This is a genomic window from Leclercia sp. 29361, from assembly GCF_011290365.1.
Classification (GTDB): Bacteria; Pseudomonadota; Gammaproteobacteria; order Enterobacterales; family Enterobacteriaceae; genus Enterobacter; species Enterobacter tamurae.
The window spans coordinates 3,767,753-3,785,658 of sequence record NZ_CP049786.1 but is presented as its reverse complement, the minus strand read 5'-3'; the positions used below and the strand labels follow the sequence as shown (position 1 = coordinate 3,785,658).

Below are 17,906 nucleotides of genomic sequence, written 5' to 3'. Positions count from 1 at the left end.
GGTAAGCATCCATGAAAAGCATGAAACTGGAGTGGAAAAGAGGTGACTGGGCGGCGTACTTCGGGTTGATGACCAACAACCTGACCAACCTGCTGACCATGATGGGGCTGCTCATTTTTGTCGTCGGCATCCCGAAAGAGATTGTTTATGGACGTATTGCGCCGGCCTTCGGGCTGGCGGTACTGGTGGCGAGCATCTGCTACGCGTGGTTTGGTTTACAGATGGCGCGCCAGACCGGGCGCACGGATGTGACTGCACTCCCGTCGGGGCCGAGCGCCCCGTCGATCTTTACCGTGACGTTTCTGGTACTGATGCCGGTCTATCAGCAGACCGGCGATGCGGATTTCGCCATCCAGATTGGTCTGGTGTGGTGCTTCGTGGAGGCGATGATCCTCGCGGGCGGTTCTTTCCTCGGGGAGACCATCCGCAAGATGATCCCGCGTACCGTGCTGCTGTCGTGCCTGTCTGGTCTGGGTCTGCTGCTGCTGGCGATGAACCCGATGCTGCAGGCCTTCGAAGCGCCGACGGTCTCCTTCATCGTGCTGCTGCTGATCTTTATCAACTGGTTTGGTAAAAAGCCGATCTTCGCCCGTATCCCTACCGGTCTGCTGCTGCTGGTGGCCGGGACCGCGCTGGCGTGGATCTCCGGTATGCAGAGCCCGGAAGCGATCAAAGCTTCGATGTCCTCCTTCGGTTTTAACCCGCCGGAAGTGCATATCGACAGCTTTATGCAGGGACTGCCGCACGCGTTGCCGTACCTGGCGTCTGCGGTTCCGCTGGGGCTGGCGAACTACATCTTTGACCTTGAGAACATCGAAAGCGCCCACGCGGCGGGAGATGAGTACCCGACCCGCAAGGTGATGCTGGCCAACGGTCTGGCCTCGATGCTCGGCTGCCTGATGGGCAACCCGTTCCCGGTAACGGTCTACGTCGGCCACGCGGGCTGGAAAGCGATGGGGGCGAGCATCGGCTACACGCTGGCCTCCGGCGTAACCATGTTCATCGTGCCGCTGTTCGGGCTGGGGGCCTTTATGCTCGCCATCATCCCGATGACCGCTATCGTGCCGATTCTGGTGTTTATCGGCGTGGTTACCGCCAACCAGGTGGTGAGGGAAACGCCCAAAATAGAGGTGCCTGTCATCTTCATCTGTCTGTTCCCGTGGATCGCCAACTGGGCGTTAACCATGATGAACAGCGTGATGGGGGCGGCGGGGACTAACGCGGCGAAAATCGGCACCGACGTGCTGCACAGCAAAGGGATTTACTACGAAGGGCTGATGCATCTGGGTAACGGCGCTCCGCTCGCCAGTATGCTCTGGGGCTGCATTGCGATCTTCTCCATCATCAACAAGCCGCTACGCGGTGCCATCGCCGCCGCCGTCGGTGCGCTGCTGGCCCTGTTCGGGGTGATCCACGCCCCGGTGGTCGGCTTCGCCGAGGGCAGTTCGCTGACCTTCGTGCTGGCCTACCTGATGATGAGCGGCATGTTTGTGCTGAAGCATTTCCTCGATAGCCGTGAAGCAGTGAGCGTTGAACCCGTCCCTGTTGCGAAGGAAAACGTATGAAAGAACTCATGGTCGTCGCCATCGGCGGCAACAGCATTATCAAAGATAACGCCAGCCAGTCGATTGAGCACCAGGCGCAGGCGGTAAAAGCGGTCGCGGAATCGGTACTGGAGATGCTGGCCTCGGACTATAACATCGTCCTCACCCACGGCAACGGCCCGCAGGTGGGGCTGGATCTGCGCCGGGCGGAAATCGCCCACGAGCGCGAAGGGCTGCCGCTGACCCCGCTGGCGAACTGCGTGGCCGATACCCAGGGCGGGATCGGCTATCTGATCCAGCAGGCGCTGAACAACCGCCTTGCCGCCCGCGGCGAGCAAAAGGCGGTGACGGTGGTCACCCAGGTCGAGGTCGACAAAAACGACCCCGGTTTTACCCATCCGACTAAACCGATTGGCGCCTTCTTCAGCGAAGCCCAGCGGGATGAACTGCAGCGCGCCCATCCCGACTGGCATTTCGTCGAGGATTCTGGCCGGGGATACCGTCGCGTGGTGGCTTCGCCGCAGCCGGTGCGCATCGTCGAAGCCGACGCCATCAAGGCCCTGACGCAAAAAGGCTTTGTGGTAATTGGCGCGGGCGGCGGCGGCATTCCGGTGATCCGCAGTGCAGAGGGTGACTACCAGAGCGTGGATGCGGTGATCGACAAAGATCTCTCCACCGCGCTGCTGGCCCGGGAGATCCACGCCAACGTGCTGGTGATCACCACCGGCGTCGAGCAAGTGTGCATCAACTTCGGCAAGCCCAACCAGCAGGCGCTGGAGACGGTGAGCGTGGCGCAGATGACGCGCTACATGGAAGAGGGCCACTTCCCGGCGGGCAGCATGCTGCCGAAAATCGTTGCCAGCCTGGAATTCCTGCATCACGGCGGCACGCGGGTAATCATCACCTCGCCGGACTGTCTGCCTGCGGCGCTGCGTGGCGAGACCGGTACCCATATTGTGGCTTAACCCCGGCGGGCTTCCAGCCCGCCGCGAGACAATACAAGGACAAGACAATGAGTGAGAATAAAAGCCGCCGGGAGTTTCTCAGCCAGAGCGGCAAAATCGCCACCGCTGCCACCGCCTGTGCGCTGTTTGGCGCCACCGGCTCCGTCGCGTATGCTGCCGACACAGCAAAACCGACCTGCGAGACGGGCAAACCGATGAACATCACCGCCACCCACTACTATCTGGACAACGTGCTGCTGGAGGCCGGGTTTAACTTTGACGGCGACGTGGCCGTCAGCACCCGCACCGAGCTGAAAACCCTGGAGATCAAGGACGGCAAGATCGCTGCCCTGCTGGATAACAACAGCCACGCCGACGCCACGCTGCCGCACTACGATGGCGGCGGCAAGCTGCTGCTCCCGGCGATGCGCGACATGCACATCCATCTGGATAAGACCTTCTACGGCGGTCCGTGGCGCTCGCTGAATCGCCCGGCGGGCACCACCATTCAGGACATGATCCGCCTTGAGCAAAAGCTGCTTCCGGAGCTGCAACCTTACACCCAGGAGCGGGCGGAAAAGCTGATCGACCTGATCCAGTCGAAGGGCTCCACCATCGCCCGCAGCCACTGCAACATCGAGCCCACCTCCGGGCTGAAGAACCTGGAGAATTTACAGGCGGTGCTGGCGCGGCGTAAGCCTGGATTCGACTGCGAGATTGTCGCTTTCCCGCAGCACGGCCTGTTGCTCTCGAACGCGGAAAAGCTGATGCGTGAGGCGATGCAGGCCGGGGCGCACTACGTTGGCGGCCTGGACCCCACCAGCGTCGATGGCGCGATGGAAAAATCCCTCGACCTGATGTTCCAGATTGCGCTGGATTACGACAAAGGGGTGGATATCCACCTGCACGAAACCAGCCCGGCGGGGGTGGCGGCGGTGAACTACATGGTGCAAACCGTGGAGAAAACCCCCGAGCTGAAGGGCAAGCTGACCATCAGCCACGCCTTTGCCCTGGCGATGCTTAATGAGCAGGAGGTGGATGCCCTGGCCCCGCGCATGGCGGCGCAGCAGATCACCATCGCCTCGACGGTGCCGATTGGCACGATGCATATGCCGCTCAAGCAGCTGCGCGATAAGGGGGTGTTTGTCATCAGCGGCACCGACAGCGTGATCGACCACTGGTCGCCGTATGGTCTGGGGGACATGCTGGAAAAAGCCAATCTGTATGCCCAGCTCTATATCCGCCCGAACGAGCAGACGCTCTCCCGCGCATTGGGTATTGCCACCGGCGACGTGCTGCCGCTGAACGACAAAGGCGAGCGGGTATGGCCCAAAGCCCAGGATGCCGCCAGCTTTGTGCTGGTGGATGCCTCCTGCTCCGCCGAAGCGGTGGCGCGTATTTCCCCGCGCACCGCCACCTTCCATAACGGGAACCTCGTGTGGGGGACGGTGGGCTAAGGTAAAAGCAAAACGGTAACGCCAGTTACCGTTTTTAGTGTTTGCGCCCTCTCCCTGTGGGAGAGGGAGGGGTGAGGGCAACAGACCGCATTGTAGTCCGTTAAAGGTGATACCCCGACAACCGCAGCTCCCGGTCTATCCACTCGACAAACCGCTGGATCTTCCAGCTGCGCTCGTTCATGTGCGGCATCACCAGATGATGGGCGTTAATGGCGATACCCGGCTCGTCGGGAAAAACCTCCACCAGCGAGCCGTCGTTCAGGTGGTCGGTGGCCATCATTTTACTTTCCAGAATAAAACCCAGCCCCATGCGGGCAGCTTCAAAGCTCATATAGGAACGGTCGAAGCTCAGACTGAAGTTGAGCCACGGCCTGTCAATGTTGTGCCACGCGAACCACTTCTCCCAGTTCACCAGCGTGCTGGTGGACGAAATCAGCGCCTGCGACAGCAGATCCTGCGGTGCCTGTAGGGGGTGCTCCCGCAGATAGTCCGGCGAGGCCAGCACCACCAGGGCATCGTTTTTAATGGTCATCACCCGATAGGCGTCCCAGTCCGGAATGCCGTGACGAATATCGATGTCAATGTTATCCCGGGCGAACTGCAAATTTTCATACGAGCAGGTCAGGTTCACGGTGATATCAGGATATTCGGTGCGGAACTTACCCAGGCGGCGCAATAGCCAGGATAAACCGAAGGTCGGAGAGGAGTGGACCCGCAGCACGGCGTTATCTTTCTCTTTAATAATCTGATCGGTGGCACGCCCGATGGCGCTCAGTGCTGCTGACACTTCCCGCAGATATTTTTCGCCCGTAGGGGTGAGCTGAACGCCCTTGCCGCTGCGAATGAACAACTTCTTACCCATCCACGATTCCAGCGACGCGATTTGATGGCTCACCGCAGAGGGGGTGACATTGAGCTGCTCGGCCGCCTGATGGATGCTCAGCGCGTTGGCCACCGCGACAAAAGCCTGAAGATTTCTGAGCGAAGGCAGTGCTAACGTCTGGCGATCCTGGGCGGTCATCATCTGCTCCTTTCGTGTTTAATGATAAAAAACATAACATTGAGCCGCGGTGCGGGCAATTTCATGATGATCTTATTTTTTTGAGCTGTATCGCGAATCAAATTTATCTCAGCAATAAATGAGTTTTATTGAATGGTGTTTCAAACCTAAGCCGATATATTGACGTTGAACGCGAAATTAAAACGACTCACGTTGTTCGAATAATGAGGTAAAACATGTCTCGTATAGAACAAGCTACCCCCTACATAGCGACTAAAAAAACCAATTATCGCTTCGTGGTACTGGCGTTGATATTTATTGTGTATGCCATTAATTATGCTGACAGAACAAATATCGGGGCCGTGCTTCCCTTTATCATCGACGAGTTCCATATTAATAATTTCGAGGCCGGTGCCATCGCCAGTATGTTTTTTCTGGGCTATGCGCTGAGCCAGATCCCGGCGGGCTTTTTTATCGCTAAAAAAGGCATCCGCGGTATGGTAGCCCTCTCCATTTTTGGCTTCTCCGCCTTCACCTGGCTGATGGGTACCGCAACATCGGTGCTGGGGCTGAAGTTTATTCGCCTCGGCCTCGGGCTGACGGAAGGGCCGTGCCCGGTTGGGCTCGCTTCGACCATCAACAACTGGTTCCCGCCGAAGGAGAAAGCCACCGCGACCGGGGTCTATATCGCCGCCACCATGTTTGCGCCGATCTTTGTTCCCCCCCTGGCGGTGTGGATCGCCATGACCTGGGGCTGGCGCTGGGTCTTTTTCTCCTTCGCCATCCCGGGGCTGGTCATCGCTGTGGTCTGGTATCTGCTGGTGCGCACCAAACCCGGTGAAAGCGCATTCGTCTCCAAAGCCGAGCTGGACATTATCTCTGAAGGGCAAGATACGACCGTGTCCCGACGGGAAAACATTGTTATCGAACCGCGGTTTAACTTGCTCGACCGCCTGATCCGCGTTCGCGACCTCACCCCGGTCAGCACGGTAAAAGGGCTGTTTACCTCGAAGAACATTCTCGGCGACTGCCTGGCCTACTTCATGATGGTGAGCGTCCTGTACGGCCTGCTCACCTGGATCCCGCTCTATCTGGTGAAAGAGAAAGGCTTTACCTTCATGAGCATGGGCCTGGTTGCCAGCATGCCGTGCATCGGTGGGTTCATTGGGGCTATCTTCGGCGGCTACGTCTCGGACAAGCTGCTGGGACGCCGACGTAAGCCGACCATGATGTTTACCGCCATCAGCACCGTGGTGATGATGATCATTATGCTCAATATTCCGCAAAGCACCGTTGCGGTCTGCATCGGTCTCTTTTTTGTTGGCCTCTGTCTGAATATTGGCTGGCCCGCCTTTACGGCTTATGGCATGGCCGTTGCGGATAATAAAACCTATCCCATTGCCGCGTCGATTATTAATAGCGGCGGCAATCTCGGCGGATTTGTCTCACCGATGCTGGCGGGTTATCTGCTGGATAAAACAGGAAGTTTTAATTCTGTCTTTATTTATTTCGGTATTTGTGCGGCAATTGGATTATTGGTGATTTTCTTGCTAGAAGAACCGAAATAATAAAATAAACACCCCTCACGATCATGGAGTAAATATATGCTACTGAAAGATAAAGTCGCCGTTATTACCGGCGCGGCCTCTGTACGCGGGTTGGGTTTCGCCACCGCCAGGTTATATGCCGAACAGGGTGCGAAGGTGGTCATTATTGATTTAGATGCTGACGCCAGCAAGGCCGCGGCGGCGAGCCTCGGCGAAGCCCATCTGGGCCTGGCGGCAAACGTCAGCAACGAACAGCAGGTTAACGCCGCCATCGAGCAGGTGCTGGGTCAATACGGGCGTATTGATATTCTGGTGAATAATGCCGGGATCACCCAGCCCATCAGGCTGATGGACATTAAGCGTGAAAACTATGACGCGGTGCTGGACGTGAGCCTGCGCGGCACGTTGTTGATGTCCCAGGCGGTGATCCCTACCATGCGCGCCCAGCAGTCCGGCAGCATCGTCTGCATCTCCTCGGTGTCGGCCCAGCGCGGCGGCGGCATCTTCGGCGGGCCGCACTACAGCGCGGCAAAAGCGGGCGTGCTGGGGCTGGCCAAAGCCATGGCCCGCGAGCTGGGGCCGGATAACGTGCGCGTGAACTGCATCACCCCGGGTCTGATTCAGACCGATATCACCGCGGGCAAACTCTCCGATGAGATGAAAACGTCCATTCTGGCAGGCATTCCCCTTAACCGTCTTGGGGATGCGCAGGATATTGCCCGTGCCGCGCTGTTCCTGGGCAGCGATCTCGCTTCTTACTCCACCGGCATCACGCTCGACGTGAACGGCGGCATGTTGATCCACTGAGGAGACATCATCATGACTGATACGACAGTACAACAGGTCGCCGCTGCCGCCTGGCGCATTCGCCGCTATGCGTTGCGGATGGGAGAAGTGCAGGGCCAGGGCTATATCGGCCAGGCGCTGGGCTATGCGGACGTGCTGGCCACCGCCTTCGCCCACGGCATGGCTATCAAACCTGACGAGCCGGAGTGGGAAGGGCGCGACCGCTTTCTGCTCTCTCATGGGCACTACGCTATCGCCTGTTACGCGGCGCTGATCGAGGCGGGCATTATTCCTGAAGAGGAGCTGGAAACCTACGGCTCGGACGACAGCCGCCTGCCGATGTCCGGCATGGCCACCTACACCCCGGGCATGGAGATCTCCGGCGGCTCGCTGGGGCAGGGCTTAAGCATCGGCGTGGGCATGGCCCTGGGGCTGAAGCACAAGAAGAGCGCAGCCTGGGTGATTAACTCCATGTCCGACGGCGAGCTGGACGAGGGCTCCACCTGGGAGGCGGCGATGTCTGCCGCCCATTACGGCCTGTCGAACCTTATCGTGCTGGTGGATATCAACCGCCAGCAGGCCGACGGCAACTCGCACAAAATCCTTGGCTTTGAGCCGCTGGAAGATAAGTGGACCTCGTTCGGCTGGTACGTGCAGCGGGTCAACGGTAATGACGTCCCGGCCCTGGTGGCGGCGTTTGATAACGCGAAGCGCTACCCGGAGAACCAGCCGCGGGTCATCCTCTGCGACACCCTGATGGGTAAGGGCGTGCCCTTCCTTGAGCAGCGCGACAAGAACCATTTTATCCGCGTGGATGCTGACGAGTGGCAAAAAGCGCTCGCGGTACTGGACGCGAACAAACCGGAAGGAGTGCAGTAATGAGCCAGACCAGCGAGAAAAAACCGCGTTTAACCACTTCGGCCATGATCGCCTCTATTGCCGACGAAGGGCAGGAGACCCGCGCCGCGCCGTTCGGCCACGCGCTGGTGAAGCTGGCGGAGCAGCGCCCGGAGATCGTCGGCATGTCGGCGGATCTGTCGAAATACACCGATCTGCATATCTTTGCCGGGGCTTACCCGGAGCGCTTCTACCAGATGGGAATGGCGGAACAGCTGTTAATGGGGGCCGCAGGGGGGATGGCAAAAGAGGGCTTTATTCCCTTCGCCACCACCTATGCGGTGTTTGCCACCCGCCGTGCCTATGACTTTATGCATCAGGTGATTGCTGAAGAGCATCTCAACGTGAAGATCTGCGCGGCGCTGCCGGGGCTGACCACCGGTTACGGCCCGAGCCATCAGGCGACGGAGGATATCGCCATCATGCGCGGCATTCCGGGCATGACCATCATCGACCCCTGTGATGCCATTGATACCGAGCAGGCGGTGCCCGCTATTGCGGCGCACAATGGCCCGGTCTATATGCGCCTGCTGCGCGGCAAGGTGCCGGTGGTGCTGGACCAGTACAACTACCAGTTTGCGATCGGCAAAGCCGCACTGCTGGAAGAGGGGAGCGACGTGCTGATTATCGCCTCGGGGATCATGACTATGCGGGCGCTGGAGGCGGCAAAACAGCTGCATAAGGACAACGTCAGCGTGGCGGTGCTGCACTCGCCGACCATCAAGCCGCTGGATGAGGAGACCATTCTGGCGCAGGCGGCGAAGCCGGGCAGGCTGGTGGTGGTGGCGGAAAACCACAGCAGCGTCGGCGGCCTGTGTGAGGCGGTGGCCTCGTTGCTGATGCGCAACCGGGTGCATGTCGATTTTGACACCGTCGCGCTGCCGGACGCCTTCCTTGATGCCGGGGCGCTGCCGACCCTGCATGACCGTTACGGGATTTCCACCGCGGCGATGGTGGAAAAAATCCGCCGCCGACTCTGACCTTAACCGGGGCGAGGCTGTCTCGCCCCGAAGATCATCAGTAACCCACCTTATACACCCGTCCGCTCTGGACCCCTTCCACGCTGCGGCGATAGGCCTGGGCCACCGTCGCGGCGGGCACGCTTGCAAAGCCCGGGAAGAAACCGTCATAGGCTTCGGCGGATTCGGTGAGCACCGTCGGGCTAATCAGGTTGATGCGGATCCCACGCGGCAGCTCGCACGCCGCCGCGCGGACAAAGCCCTCCAGCGCGACGTTCACCGTGGTGGCATTCACCCCCTGGGCAATCGGCTCGTGGGCGACAATCCCGCTGATCAAGGTAATCGACCCGCCTTCGTTCAAATAGTGCTGCCCGGTCAGCGCCAGCCGCACCTGGCCCAGCAGTTTGTCCTGCAGTCCCTGATTGAACTCGCTGTCGGTCATGGTGGCGAGCGGGCCAAAGTGCAGCCCACCGCTGGCGGAGACAATCGCATCCACCGGGCCGATCTTCTCGAACAGCGCCTGGACGCTGGCCTGCGAGGTGATATCCACCTGATGATCGCCTTTCGTGCGACCCACGCGAATGACCTCATGACGATGACTCAGTTCTTCTGTGACGGCCTGACCGACCGTACCGCTGGCACCAATAATGACGATTTTCATAGCCGACTCCTTCTGTTGTGAGCCCTGATTGTTTAATAAACCGAAGGCGGGATAAACTGGGCTAAAGTTAGATCATTACTAACCAGAGGTTTGCAATATGGATAAGTTTCGCGGCATGGAGACCTTTATCGCGGTGGTAGAGTGCGGCAGCTTTACCGGTGCCGCCGCGCGGCTGGAGATGTCGGCGGTGATGGTCGGGAAGTACATCGCGCAGCTGGAAACGCAGCTGGGCACCCGGTTGCTGGAGCGCAATACCCGCCGCCAGAGCCTGACCGACGCCGGGCGGGTCTGGTTTGAAGAGGCAAAGCGGGTCATCGAGCAGGTGGCTATCGCCGAACGTTCGGTGGAGCGATTACGTACCGCCCCCGCGGGCACGCTACGGGTAACCGCGCCCACCTCGTTCGGCGGCTGCGTGATCGCCCCGCTGACCGCCACCTTTCTGCAGCGTTTCCCGGAGGTACGCGTTGAGCTGGATCTCACCAACCGGATGGTCGATCTGGTGGAGGAGGGGGTGGACCTGGCAATCCGCATTGGCGACATCCACGCCGAGGATCTGGTGGCGAAATATCTCTGCCCGTACCGGATGGTGATCTGCGCCGCCCCGGACTATTTAGCCCGCCACGGCATACCGCAAACGCCGGACGACCTGGTGGATCACCTCTGTCTGTCCCACACCGTCTGGACGGCGCGCAACGAGTGGCGGCTGCCGGGCGTGGAAGGGGAGGTGCGCTGGAAGCGCGATGCGATTTTGCGCTGTAATGACGGGTACGGGCTGCGGATGGCGGCGATTGCCGGCGCGGGACTGCTGTTACAACCGGAGGTGCTGGTGGCGGACGAGCTGGCGAGTGGTCGGCTGATACGTGTTTTGGAAGGTTACACACCACAACCCCGACCGGTGCATCTTTTGTGGCGGCAGGACTTACGTCCTTTACCGAAGTTAACCCAGTTTATCGCCCATATTATGCAGGCCGGGGAATAGGCGGCCTGTAACGCCCGGCGGCGCTGCGCTTGCCGGGCCTACAATACTGTCCCCTCTCCCTTTCAGGGAGAGGGTTAGGGTGAGGGTCAGAAGCGATAACCTACGCCCACATTCCAGCCGTCGATCCCGTAATCGTCACCCAGGTCAGCAGTGGTACCTTCGTAACCAACGTGGATCGCCAGCTCAGGGGTTGGGTTAAACTGCACGCCCGCGCCGTAGGCGAACGAGGTGGATTTATCAGAGATACCGTCGCGCTGAGTATAGTTGTCGCCGCCGTTTACCCAGGTGGTGTGGCCGTCAGCTTTCACGCGAGCAACACCGCCCAGCGCATACAGGGAAACGAAATCATTCAGGCGATATGCCGGGCCTGCCATCAGGGAGTAATATTTTACTTCGATGTGGTTTTTAACGGAGTCAGAGAAGAGATAATAATGCTCGTCTTCATCACCGCTCATATAGGTGAAGGAGCCCATCAGGCTGACCGGGGAATCCCACTCATAGCGATACTGAACGTTCACGCCGCGGATATTTTTAAAGTCTTCAACATTACTCTGCGCATAACCCACAGAAACGGTGTGATTATCCGCCAGAGCAGCGCCACTTGCCAGACTCGTCGCAACGCATACCGCCAGAGCTATTTTGTTCATTTTCCGTAATCCTTGTTGTCATTTTTTATAGATGAAGCCGGATATATCCCCACATCATGCCGGAGATATGCCACCGCAAATAAAGCGATAAAATTGTTGGTTTTTTTGGCAGGGGATGAAATAGGGAATAATCTTAAAGGCCGGAATAGTCCTGGAATTTGCCTCCCCTATATTGGTAGGGGGTTGCGCTTAATCATCATATTTAAGGCTGATGCTTATTTTCTCTGCAGGTATATCAATGGTGATCTCACAACCCGTCCAGGGCGCTTTACCATTGGTCATATTATTCTGCATATAATAGTCCCGGAGGTTAACTAACTGAAGACGTAAATGGTAACTGGCGAGCTTATCCGGAACAAACCAGTCTTCGTTATCCTGTTGATCAATATAATCATATTCATACTCACAGGACTCGCCATCCAGTGCTAATTTTGCGCGAGCAATGATTGTTTTTGCATCAGCAGGACCGGCATTAACCAGTAATTGTGCTATTTGATTATGCAAATCTTCTAAATCACGCATTTTTGTATTAATCCCTGGCAATTAACTTTAGCTGGATGTTGCTGCCATCGGGTACATCTCTTATTTGCAATGCAATATTGGCTCTTGCTTTCATGGCCACTGTCGATTTTTCTAAATAAAGATTATCTGGCTCATACTCGCCACCCGCAACAAACGGCACTTTGGGAACTAAACGATAACCCACCGGGATTGGACCATGCTTCTTTTGCCATGCGTTTGCCAGTGGATAGCCTGTTAAGACCTGATAGTCTTCAAGTATTTTTTTACACCATTCATTGATATCAGGCGCAAGGTAATCAAAAGAGCCTGTCTCTGGATCGAACGTGTATATGCCATCTTGTTTTATACAAAATTGACCGCCAAAAACATCTTCAGCAAAGAAAATGGTGTTACGAGCAAGATCATCGTAACAATCAATCCATAACCTATTATCATTCCAGGCAACCACACCGATCTCTTCCCCAACTGTCTCAAAAGGGAAAACATGCAAAGCTGACTCAAAACCATAAAATCCGTTTCTGTTGTTTAATAAAGTTATTAAATCATCAATCAGCGTATAATTATGAAAGCCTGAGGGTAGTTTATGCCCCTTGCATGATGAAATATCAGTACTGCAAACGGATAAGAGTTTTTTTAAAAATAGAGGCATTTTTAGTTCTCCTTCTTAAAATCAATATTTGTTTTGAGTGTTTCAATATCCAGCGCCACTTCACAGCCATGCCTTGATCATTTCTCTCCCGGAGCATTAATGCAGGTTTTTTATATAGGGCGCTCGCCATTGATAGAATAGCTCTGGTTCCAGAATAAATTGGCGCTATCTTAATATTCATTATCGCAACCAGAAAGGTAGATCATTTGGACCTAATGCATTGTATTGCTCAGTTGTTCTATTAACATCATCAATATAATGCGGCGCGTCGGTGAACCCCATTCTTACAGGGATATATTCATTAAAAGCTTGAAAGTAAGCTTCTGTACATTCTGATGCTTCATCAAAAGCTTTAAAGAACCGCTCAAAAACTAAAAACAAATTCCCTCTTGCAAAATTTAAGCGAGAAATGTTTTTATCTATACCAAATGATGACCACTCAATATTATCAGGTGATATTGATAAAAATTCCTTTTTGATGGAATCCAACTCACTTTCGGTTTTATTAAGCTCATCATAAGCTAAAGACCCACGATAAAGTTTTTCCATTACCCAGGGATATTTGCTACCTTTGACGCCGTTTTCTAATAAAGAGGCCACCAGATTAAAAAAACCTTTTACATCAGACGCCGGCCCAATTTCTGCAATAGTCATCGCTGCAAGTATTCCTACATTTTTCGTGCTTAAGGCGTTCATTTTCGACCTTCACCTGCTCTTCCGCCACTTGCTTTGTGATTTTACCCTGCGCCAGTACCGCTGCGATGTTGCCCTCAACTATGTATTGAGGCTATCGTCGTAGGGCGCTTCAGCCAGAATTTTTTGAATGTCAACTCGCGCTTCCGACTCCCAGTCTGGGTTCATATTCGCCATTATTTCAACAAATTTTGGAAAAGCGATGCGCCTGCCATCCCTGCCTTCAACCCTGTGATCTAACTCATACTGGTAGGCAATCTTATAGGCGAATTCGGATATTATCCAATAAAGCAGCGTATTCAAAGAGTCAGTGACTTTTCGGGAAAACTCATACCCTCTTTCTGAGTAAATATAATTATATGAATCATTTTCGAATGAAATATAGGGAGTGCCATCGCCATAGGGAGCAGAACACAGATTCATTGAATGTTTTGGAAAGCCTGCTCGTAAAATCATCTCATCAGCTTGTCTTTGTATTTCATCAATATTGACTAACATATCAGCGAACCTCGCGAATATACTCCTAACGGATACCAAAAATCCAGAATACCATCCCTGCAGGCATACCTAAGCCACTGATTTTTAATATGATTATTATCTCCTCTTTTCCGAATGGAAAAGGCTTATCAAAGTCCCAGATTAACCAGCCTTTCACCAGATAAGAAAAAAGACCAATTATCATCAATGCGATGCACATCAAAAAACATATGCCCAAAAGCGCCCAAAGGGATTTTTTGGAATTATCGAGTCTCATTTTATTTTGCCTTAAGCCAACCTCCCGCCGGCAGGGGCGGGAGGTGATTCATATTGCAACCTGTCCTGGTCTTTTACCGGTGATAAAAAAACCAGATGATCAAACCCGCAGGCAGCCCCAGCCATGTTAACTCAAGACATATCAACACGTCCTTAAAGGAGAAAGGGAAACCCTCTTTCACGTTCCATGCTAATCCTGCGCCGACTAAACGGCCAAGAAGCGTCAGGATGAACACAGCCAGACCTATCGCGCAGCACAGATAAGCAAGGTTAAGAAACGTTCTAATACTCTTTTTCATTCTTGAAATTCCCATCTGCGACAGCGGGGTTTTTGTTCAGGAAAGAAGGTTAAACAGGTCGCGTCTGAGCTGATCGAGTTCATCGTTTTCACTCATCAAAACCTTTCCGTTTCTATACAGTACGAGATCGTTTAGAGATCCCATTCCACCATAGAGATTGAGAAAAATGTGTTTGGTATCATCAGGTTCATGCTCATATTTTTTAGCCAGTTTAAAAATACTGGCTGACCATTCGGCATAACCCCCTAATTCTAATAATGTAGCCATGCGTTGCATTTTTTCTACGATTGGAGTTGTTTTCTCGATAGTCAATACCTTCACCTGTTCTTCGGCCACTTGCTCGGTGGGTTTACCCGTCACTTGCGCCGTGGCGATGTCGCCAGGGGCGCTATTCTCAACAACAATACCAGTCTGCTGACTGAGATTATTGTTGGTTTATTTACTATCTTCTTTTTTTTCTTGTAATTTTACTTTTATCCAGATACCAAACCCTGCTAACGCACCAGCAGAAACACCTACTTTCAAAGAATAAAAAACATCCTTTCCCCAATCAAAAAATAAAGCATTAGTTTTAAAAAACACCATTAACCTGCCAAGAAGACAGCCAGACATCGCTAGAATAAAAATGCAAATTATACAACGTATTATTAACATAATCAGAGTGTTCAAATTACCCCTCTGATCACTTTTTAATAGATTTATCAGCTTCATCAAGTGTTCCTTTTGTAGCATTCCCAACAGCTTCACTAGTAATTGAGCCCCCAATATTACTAATGATAACCCGCCAGTTCAGCCCGCTCAGAACTGCTCATCTGTGAAGGGTCTTTAGTAAATTTAGAAACCAGTGCATCGCTACGTTTGTCGGCATTTTCCAGCTTGACGTCAACGTAAACCAAAGGTATCGGGAAGGGCTTTGACAAAGTCGGACTCATCCCCCCGGTACGCTTTCGCAATCTCTGCAAAGGAATCGATGACGCGCCCTTTCTCATAGTCCGTTAATAGCTGAAGCTCGGCGGCAATATGTTCCATCATTTCCACAGCGGCATCTGGATTGAGCGAATGTTCGTCAGCGAATTCAAGAAAAATGGCCATGTCGGCAATAACTTTAATCAAATGATGTGAGTGAGTCACAGATTCTTCCCCACAATAAAGTCAATTTCGCGTATCGGAAAGTGTTTTAATAAAGTCATTATAGGCTTTATGAAGATGATAAAAATAAGCATCGGGCTCATTCTTAACAACCTCGTATCGTGCTAACAATTTAGTGAATAGCCCTTCGGGAAAGGGATAAGGTGCAGCTTCGTTTTTATCACAATAAAAATAAAAAAACGCCTTTTCAAGTTCCGGGATAGAAAGTCTTTCCGCCTGGCTATAAAGATACTGATAAGCGAAACTCCATTCACCAGACAGCAGTAAGAAATCAAGTGCGGCTGACTTTATTTCATCATTAACCTGGGACAGCTGCAAAAATCTCTGGCAATACTTTAGCGCCGTGGGTTGATCTTCCACGAGCAGCATGCCCAGATATTCCAGAATATCATCATTTGGATCGTTAAATGAATCTGATTCGACATGACCGCTTAACAGATAACGCTCTAATCCCGCCTGAAGTTTGCTAACAGAGATATTTGTCATTTAAAGGCTCTTGTCGTCATTGTGGTTAATCGTTTCGTTCCATCTGGCTGTATTGTTACGGAAGCGGCAATACTATTCATCATCCCGATTGCGTTACCAGACGAGAGCGAATCATCATCCGTGAATTTAAGAACAATGGCCATAGCAGCGATAACTTTAACAAGGTCATACCATCGATGAGGTTCCCCCGAGCAGGGCATTTGCCAGGAGACCAGTGGGTTACGTCTGACAGCATGCTCCCGGCACAAAGGCCAGGGTTTCTCTATTTATCTAACAAATCAGTAATGTAAAGAGGTGATACCTGCATTTTGGGCTTTATTTCATCATGCCAGATGCCAATTGCCCACTGCCGCGATTTCCCGTTAATAATCGGAACCGCCGCAAGATCAGTTTCAAAAGATTTTAATAACTGGCTGTAACAATGCATATAATCTTTTGATGATAAAGCGGAAAAATCCAATGTATCATCGAAGAGGTCATAGGTTTCATAAACTTTTTCCATAACCTCTGTACTTACTCCGGCAATATAAGGCCGCAGATAAGAAGCGATAAAATCAATTGCGGAAGATCCCAATGAGACACCATCTTGTCCTCCAAAATACAACCATCCAGCCATAATCACCTCATGCTAACCCATTTGACTGTTATTTTATAACTCCCATCTGGCGTGCACTTCTCCAGAGTAATATATCTTGATTGTTAAAGAACAAATTTATAGCCAAAAATTCCGCTAACCGAGTGCCAGGCAATGGTTAATTATCATAATAGGGTATTCCCTGGGCTTTTTACCGGTGATAAAAACCAGATGACCAAACCCGCAGGCAACCCAGCCAGGTTAACTCAAGACATATCAACACGTCCTTGAAAGAGAAGGGAAAACCCTCTTTCACATTCCATGTTAATCCTGCGCCGACTAAACGGCCAACGAGTGTCAGGATGAACACGACCACATCTATCGCGCAGCACAGGTAAACAAGGTTAATAAACGATTTAGTGCTGTTTTTCATTTAAGAACCATTAACACCATCACCCGAGCTACGGTAGAAAGTTAAAAATAAGATCCTGGCGCTGAACCCAGGATCTTCTGCTTGATTACCACCATCTTGGATAATTATTAAATGCGTCATACAACATGCGCATTGCTTGAGGAGTGAGTTTTTCCTTGCCTTGAGAGGATGCTACATTTCCTTGCAGATCTTCTTTGGCACATGACCACTCCAGGCAGCATTCTGTAGAATCTATTCGTAATTCGAAAAAACCATTCATATCTTTAAGCACTGCTGTTTCGCCTTTCTGCATACTCTCAATAAACTGGTCAAAACATTGGCATTCAATCCATAATTGAGATTGCGCTTCTGAGGTGTAATTAAATTTCCTCACGCGGATCGTAATACTAAATTTCAGTGATGGAATATGTTCATCAAGTTCCACCACATCGAACATAATATTAACAGGGTTGGTGATTTCTATATCCATTTAATGGGATCCTAAGTAACGAGCATGAATAATTGTTGGCAACTCACGCGCAGCACGAGGAGGCTTAATCTCCAACTGCCAACCATCAATAGTGATCCTCTCACCATACGGCATATTCAGCCATATGCTCGGTAGCATTTCCGTGAACCCATACTCTCTGACCGTTTGGTAAGGACATTTCAAAAGATTGTGGAATGAGTCAACCTGGATGGCTGCTGACTCAGCGTTGCGGACGACTTTAGCAACGAGCTTCTCTGTTACCCCTGCGATCATCCCCACCTGCTCGTCCGCGGCGGCACCAGCGGCACCCGCCAGCGCGGCGTTGACCACCGCGTGGGCGGATATTACCCTCGATACGGGCAATATCCGCCACCTGAGTACCAATCTCGCCGATCGGCGGCGCCTGCTGGAGCCGCTCCTGTTCTTCCTCCTTGTCGCGCCTGACTGACAACTACGGG

General features: G+C 53.1%; 25 protein-coding genes. 9 read left to right on the top strand and 16 right to left on the bottom strand.

The window, feature by feature from the left end; all coding sequences use genetic code 11:
- Positions 1 to 11 precede the first annotated feature (11 nt).
- Genes G7090_RS18080 through G7090_RS18070 form a run of 3 tightly spaced genes read left to right on the top strand, consistent with a single transcriptional unit; the run spans position 12 to position 3,945 of the window.
- Positions 12 to 1,565, top strand: coding sequence for a xanthine permease (locus G7090_RS18080; RefSeq protein ID WP_166183596.1), 1,554 nt, complete (start codon positions 12 to 14; stop codon positions 1,563 to 1,565).
- Complete coding sequence (locus G7090_RS18075; protein ID WP_166183594.1) at positions 1,562 to 2,509, top strand: carbamate kinase family protein; 948 nt, start codon at positions 1,562 to 1,564, stop codon at positions 2,507 to 2,509. Before G7090_RS18080 ends, G7090_RS18075 begins: the two co-directional genes overlap by 4 nt.
- Before the next feature lie 47 nt (positions 2,510 to 2,556).
- Complete coding sequence (locus tag G7090_RS18070) at positions 2,557 to 3,945, top strand: amidohydrolase family protein (protein ID WP_166183593.1); 1,389 nt, start codon at positions 2,557 to 2,559, stop codon at positions 3,943 to 3,945.
- Between the two features lie 100 nt (positions 3,946 to 4,045).
- Here G7090_RS18070 and G7090_RS18065 read toward each other — a convergent pair whose 3' ends face one another.
- Positions 4,046 to 4,966 (bottom strand): LysR substrate-binding domain-containing protein, encoded by a 921-nt coding sequence (locus tag G7090_RS18065; protein WP_106994927.1) that lies wholly within the window; start codon positions 4,964 to 4,966, stop codon positions 4,046 to 4,048.
- Positions 4,967 to 5,181: 215 nt separating this feature from the next.
- On the opposite strand from G7090_RS18065, the gene G7090_RS18060 reads away from it, so the two are divergent.
- Genes G7090_RS18060 through G7090_RS18045 form a run of 4 tightly spaced genes read left to right on the top strand, consistent with a single transcriptional unit; the run spans position 5,182 to position 9,155 of the window.
- Positions 5,182 to 6,513, top strand: coding sequence for an MFS transporter (locus G7090_RS18060; protein ID WP_106994928.1), 1,332 nt, complete (start codon positions 5,182 to 5,184; stop codon positions 6,511 to 6,513).
- Between the two features lie 36 nt (positions 6,514 to 6,549).
- Positions 6,550 to 7,299 carry an SDR family NAD(P)-dependent oxidoreductase gene (locus G7090_RS18055; RefSeq protein WP_106994929.1) on the top strand — a complete coding sequence of 250 codons (750 nt, stop codon included), beginning with the start codon at positions 6,550 to 6,552 and terminating at the stop codon, positions 7,297 to 7,299.
- 12 nt (positions 7,300 to 7,311) lie between these two features.
- Positions 7,312 to 8,157, top strand: coding sequence for a transketolase (locus G7090_RS18050; protein ID WP_166183590.1), 846 nt, complete (start codon positions 7,312 to 7,314; stop codon positions 8,155 to 8,157).
- Complete coding sequence (locus G7090_RS18045; protein WP_166183588.1) at positions 8,157 to 9,155, top strand: transketolase family protein; 999 nt, start codon at positions 8,157 to 8,159, stop codon at positions 9,153 to 9,155. The genes G7090_RS18050 and G7090_RS18045 overlap by 1 nt, the downstream gene beginning before the upstream one ends.
- 37 nt (positions 9,156 to 9,192) lie before the next feature.
- Here the strand turns inward: G7090_RS18045 and G7090_RS18040 are convergent, their stop codons facing one another.
- Entirely contained in the window at positions 9,193 to 9,795 is a 603-nt protein-coding gene (locus G7090_RS18040) for a short chain dehydrogenase (protein WP_166183586.1), read from the bottom strand.
- A gap of 97 nt (positions 9,796 to 9,892) precedes the next feature.
- Here G7090_RS18040 and G7090_RS18035 point away from each other — a divergent pair, with 97 nt between their 5' ends.
- Positions 9,893 to 10,774 (top strand): LysR family transcriptional regulator, encoded by an 882-nt coding sequence (locus G7090_RS18035; protein ID WP_166183584.1) that lies wholly within the window; start codon positions 9,893 to 9,895, stop codon positions 10,772 to 10,774.
- An 86-nt stretch (positions 10,775 to 10,860) separates the two neighbouring features.
- Here the strand turns inward: G7090_RS18035 and G7090_RS18030 are convergent, their stop codons facing one another.
- The 14 genes from G7090_RS18030 to G7090_RS17965 all read right to left on the bottom strand — a co-directional run bounded on the left by G7090_RS18030 (position 10,861) and on the right by G7090_RS17965 (position 17,448).
- Positions 10,861 to 11,421, bottom strand: a complete 561-nt coding sequence (locus G7090_RS18030) for an Ail/Lom family outer membrane beta-barrel protein (protein ID WP_166183581.1) — start codon at positions 11,419 to 11,421, stop codon at positions 10,861 to 10,863.
- A 189-nt stretch (positions 11,422 to 11,610) separates the two neighbouring features.
- A complete protein-coding gene (locus G7090_RS18025; protein ID WP_166183579.1) occupies positions 11,611 to 11,943 on the bottom strand; it encodes a hypothetical protein in 333 nt (110 codons plus the stop codon).
- Positions 11,944 to 11,950: 7 nt separating this feature from the next.
- Positions 11,951 to 12,592 carry an SMI1/KNR4 family protein gene (locus G7090_RS18020; protein ID WP_166183577.1) on the bottom strand — a complete coding sequence of 214 codons (642 nt, stop codon included), beginning with the start codon at positions 12,590 to 12,592 and terminating at the stop codon, positions 11,951 to 11,953.
- Between the two features lie 180 nt (positions 12,593 to 12,772).
- A complete protein-coding gene (locus tag G7090_RS18015; protein WP_166183575.1) occupies positions 12,773 to 13,288 on the bottom strand; it encodes an Imm70 family immunity protein in 516 nt (171 codons plus the stop codon).
- Between the two features lie 78 nt (positions 13,289 to 13,366).
- A complete protein-coding gene (locus G7090_RS18010; protein ID WP_166183573.1) occupies positions 13,367 to 13,783 on the bottom strand; it encodes an Imm63 family immunity protein in 417 nt (138 codons plus the stop codon).
- 25 nt (positions 13,784 to 13,808) lie between these two features.
- Entirely contained in the window at positions 13,809 to 14,039 is a 231-nt protein-coding gene (locus tag G7090_RS18005; RefSeq protein WP_166183571.1) for a hypothetical protein, read from the bottom strand.
- Between the two features lie 73 nt (positions 14,040 to 14,112).
- On the bottom strand, positions 14,113 to 14,337 hold the full coding sequence (locus tag G7090_RS18000; RefSeq protein WP_166183569.1) for a hypothetical protein: 225 nt from the start codon (positions 14,335 to 14,337) through the stop codon (positions 14,113 to 14,115).
- 36 nt (positions 14,338 to 14,373) lie between these two features.
- Positions 14,374 to 14,697: a hypothetical protein gene (locus G7090_RS17995; RefSeq protein ID WP_166180987.1), complete on the bottom strand. Its 324-nt coding sequence runs from the start codon at positions 14,695 to 14,697 to the stop codon at positions 14,374 to 14,376.
- Positions 14,698 to 14,772: 75 nt separating this feature from the next.
- On the bottom strand, positions 14,773 to 15,048 hold the full coding sequence (locus G7090_RS17990; RefSeq protein ID WP_166183567.1) for a hypothetical protein: 276 nt from the start codon (positions 15,046 to 15,048) through the stop codon (positions 14,773 to 14,775).
- A gap of 171 nt (positions 15,049 to 15,219) precedes the next feature.
- A complete protein-coding gene (locus G7090_RS17985; RefSeq protein ID WP_242685336.1) occupies positions 15,220 to 15,468 on the bottom strand; it encodes a hypothetical protein in 249 nt (82 codons plus the stop codon).
- A 21-nt stretch (positions 15,469 to 15,489) separates the two neighbouring features.
- On the bottom strand, positions 15,490 to 15,972 hold the full coding sequence (locus G7090_RS17980; protein WP_166183565.1) for a hypothetical protein: 483 nt from the start codon (positions 15,970 to 15,972) through the stop codon (positions 15,490 to 15,492).
- A gap of 262 nt (positions 15,973 to 16,234) precedes the next feature.
- Positions 16,235 to 16,588 carry a hypothetical protein gene (locus G7090_RS17975; protein WP_166183563.1) on the bottom strand — a complete coding sequence of 118 codons (354 nt, stop codon included), beginning with the start codon at positions 16,586 to 16,588 and terminating at the stop codon, positions 16,235 to 16,237.
- 169 nt (positions 16,589 to 16,757) lie between these two features.
- Positions 16,758 to 16,979, bottom strand: a complete 222-nt coding sequence (locus G7090_RS17970; protein WP_166183561.1) for a hypothetical protein — start codon at positions 16,977 to 16,979, stop codon at positions 16,758 to 16,760.
- 85 nt (positions 16,980 to 17,064) lie between these two features.
- The gene (locus tag G7090_RS17965; protein ID WP_166183559.1) at positions 17,065 to 17,448 is read right to left on the bottom strand and encodes a hypothetical protein; all 384 of its coding nucleotides are present in this window, start codon (positions 17,446 to 17,448) and stop codon (positions 17,065 to 17,067) included.
- Between the two features lie 208 nt (positions 17,449 to 17,656).
- Between G7090_RS17965 and G7090_RS17960 the strand changes: the two genes are divergently transcribed.
- Positions 17,657 to 17,896, top strand: a complete 240-nt coding sequence (locus G7090_RS17960; protein WP_166183558.1) for a hypothetical protein — start codon at positions 17,657 to 17,659, stop codon at positions 17,894 to 17,896.
- Positions 17,897 to 17,906 lie beyond the last annotated feature (10 nt).

Excerpts from the sequence above, each read along its gene's own strand:
- G7090_RS18055 (WP_106994929.1), top strand. The coding sequence starts at position 6,550 with ATGCTACTGAAAGATAAAGTCGCCGTTATTACCGGCGCGGCCTCTGTA.
- G7090_RS18005 (WP_166183571.1), bottom strand. The coding sequence starts at position 14,039 with ATGAGACTCGATAATTCCAAAAAATCCCTTTGGGCGCTTTTGGGCATA.
- G7090_RS18040 (WP_166183586.1), bottom strand. The coding sequence starts at position 9,795 with ATGAAAATCGTCATTATTGGTGCCAGCGGTACGGTCGGTCAGGCCGTC.
- G7090_RS18060 (WP_106994928.1), top strand. The coding sequence starts at position 5,182 with ATGTCTCGTATAGAACAAGCTACCCCCTACATAGCGACTAAAAAAACC.
- G7090_RS18075 (WP_166183594.1), top strand. The coding sequence starts at position 1,562 with ATGAAAGAACTCATGGTCGTCGCCATCGGCGGCAACAGCATTATCAAA.
- G7090_RS18050 (WP_166183590.1), top strand. The coding sequence starts at position 7,312 with ATGACTGATACGACAGTACAACAGGTCGCCGCTGCCGCCTGGCGCATT.
- G7090_RS17970 (WP_166183561.1), bottom strand. The coding sequence starts at position 16,979 with ATGAAAAACAGCACTAAATCGTTTATTAACCTTGTTTACCTGTGCTGC.
- G7090_RS17975 (WP_166183563.1), bottom strand. The coding sequence starts at position 16,588 with ATGGCTGGATGGTTGTATTTTGGAGGACAAGATGGTGTCTCATTGGGA.
- G7090_RS18030 (WP_166183581.1), bottom strand. The coding sequence starts at position 11,421 with ATGAACAAAATAGCTCTGGCGGTATGCGTTGCGACGAGTCTGGCAAGT.
- G7090_RS18025 (WP_166183579.1), bottom strand. The coding sequence starts at position 11,943 with ATGCGTGATTTAGAAGATTTGCATAATCAAATAGCACAATTACTGGTT.
- G7090_RS17980 (WP_166183565.1), bottom strand. The coding sequence starts at position 15,972 with ATGACAAATATCTCTGTTAGCAAACTTCAGGCGGGATTAGAGCGTTAT.
- G7090_RS17965 (WP_166183559.1), bottom strand. The coding sequence starts at position 17,448 with ATGGATATAGAAATCACCAACCCTGTTAATATTATGTTCGATGTGGTG.
- G7090_RS17960 (WP_166183558.1), top strand. The coding sequence starts at position 17,657 with ATGGCTGCTGACTCAGCGTTGCGGACGACTTTAGCAACGAGCTTCTCT.
- G7090_RS18035 (WP_166183584.1), top strand. The coding sequence starts at position 9,893 with ATGGATAAGTTTCGCGGCATGGAGACCTTTATCGCGGTGGTAGAGTGC.
- G7090_RS17990 (WP_166183567.1), bottom strand. The coding sequence starts at position 15,048 with ATGAAGCTGATAAATCTATTAAAAAGTGATCAGAGGGGTAATTTGAAC.
- G7090_RS18080 (WP_166183596.1), top strand. The coding sequence starts at position 12 with ATGAAAAGCATGAAACTGGAGTGGAAAAGAGGTGACTGGGCGGCGTAC.
- G7090_RS18020 (WP_166183577.1), bottom strand. The coding sequence starts at position 12,592 with ATGCCTCTATTTTTAAAAAAACTCTTATCCGTTTGCAGTACTGATATT.
- G7090_RS18000 (WP_166183569.1), bottom strand. The coding sequence starts at position 14,337 with ATGAAAAAGAGTATTAGAACGTTTCTTAACCTTGCTTATCTGTGCTGC.
- G7090_RS18045 (WP_166183588.1), top strand. The coding sequence starts at position 8,157 with ATGAGCCAGACCAGCGAGAAAAAACCGCGTTTAACCACTTCGGCCATG.
- G7090_RS18065 (WP_106994927.1), bottom strand. The coding sequence starts at position 4,966 with ATGACCGCCCAGGATCGCCAGACGTTAGCACTGCCTTCGCTCAGAAAT.
- G7090_RS18010 (WP_166183573.1), bottom strand. The coding sequence starts at position 13,783 with ATGTTAGTCAATATTGATGAAATACAAAGACAAGCTGATGAGATGATT.
- G7090_RS18070 (WP_166183593.1), top strand. The coding sequence starts at position 2,557 with ATGAGTGAGAATAAAAGCCGCCGGGAGTTTCTCAGCCAGAGCGGCAAA.
- G7090_RS18015 (WP_166183575.1), bottom strand. The coding sequence starts at position 13,288 with ATGAACGCCTTAAGCACGAAAAATGTAGGAATACTTGCAGCGATGACT.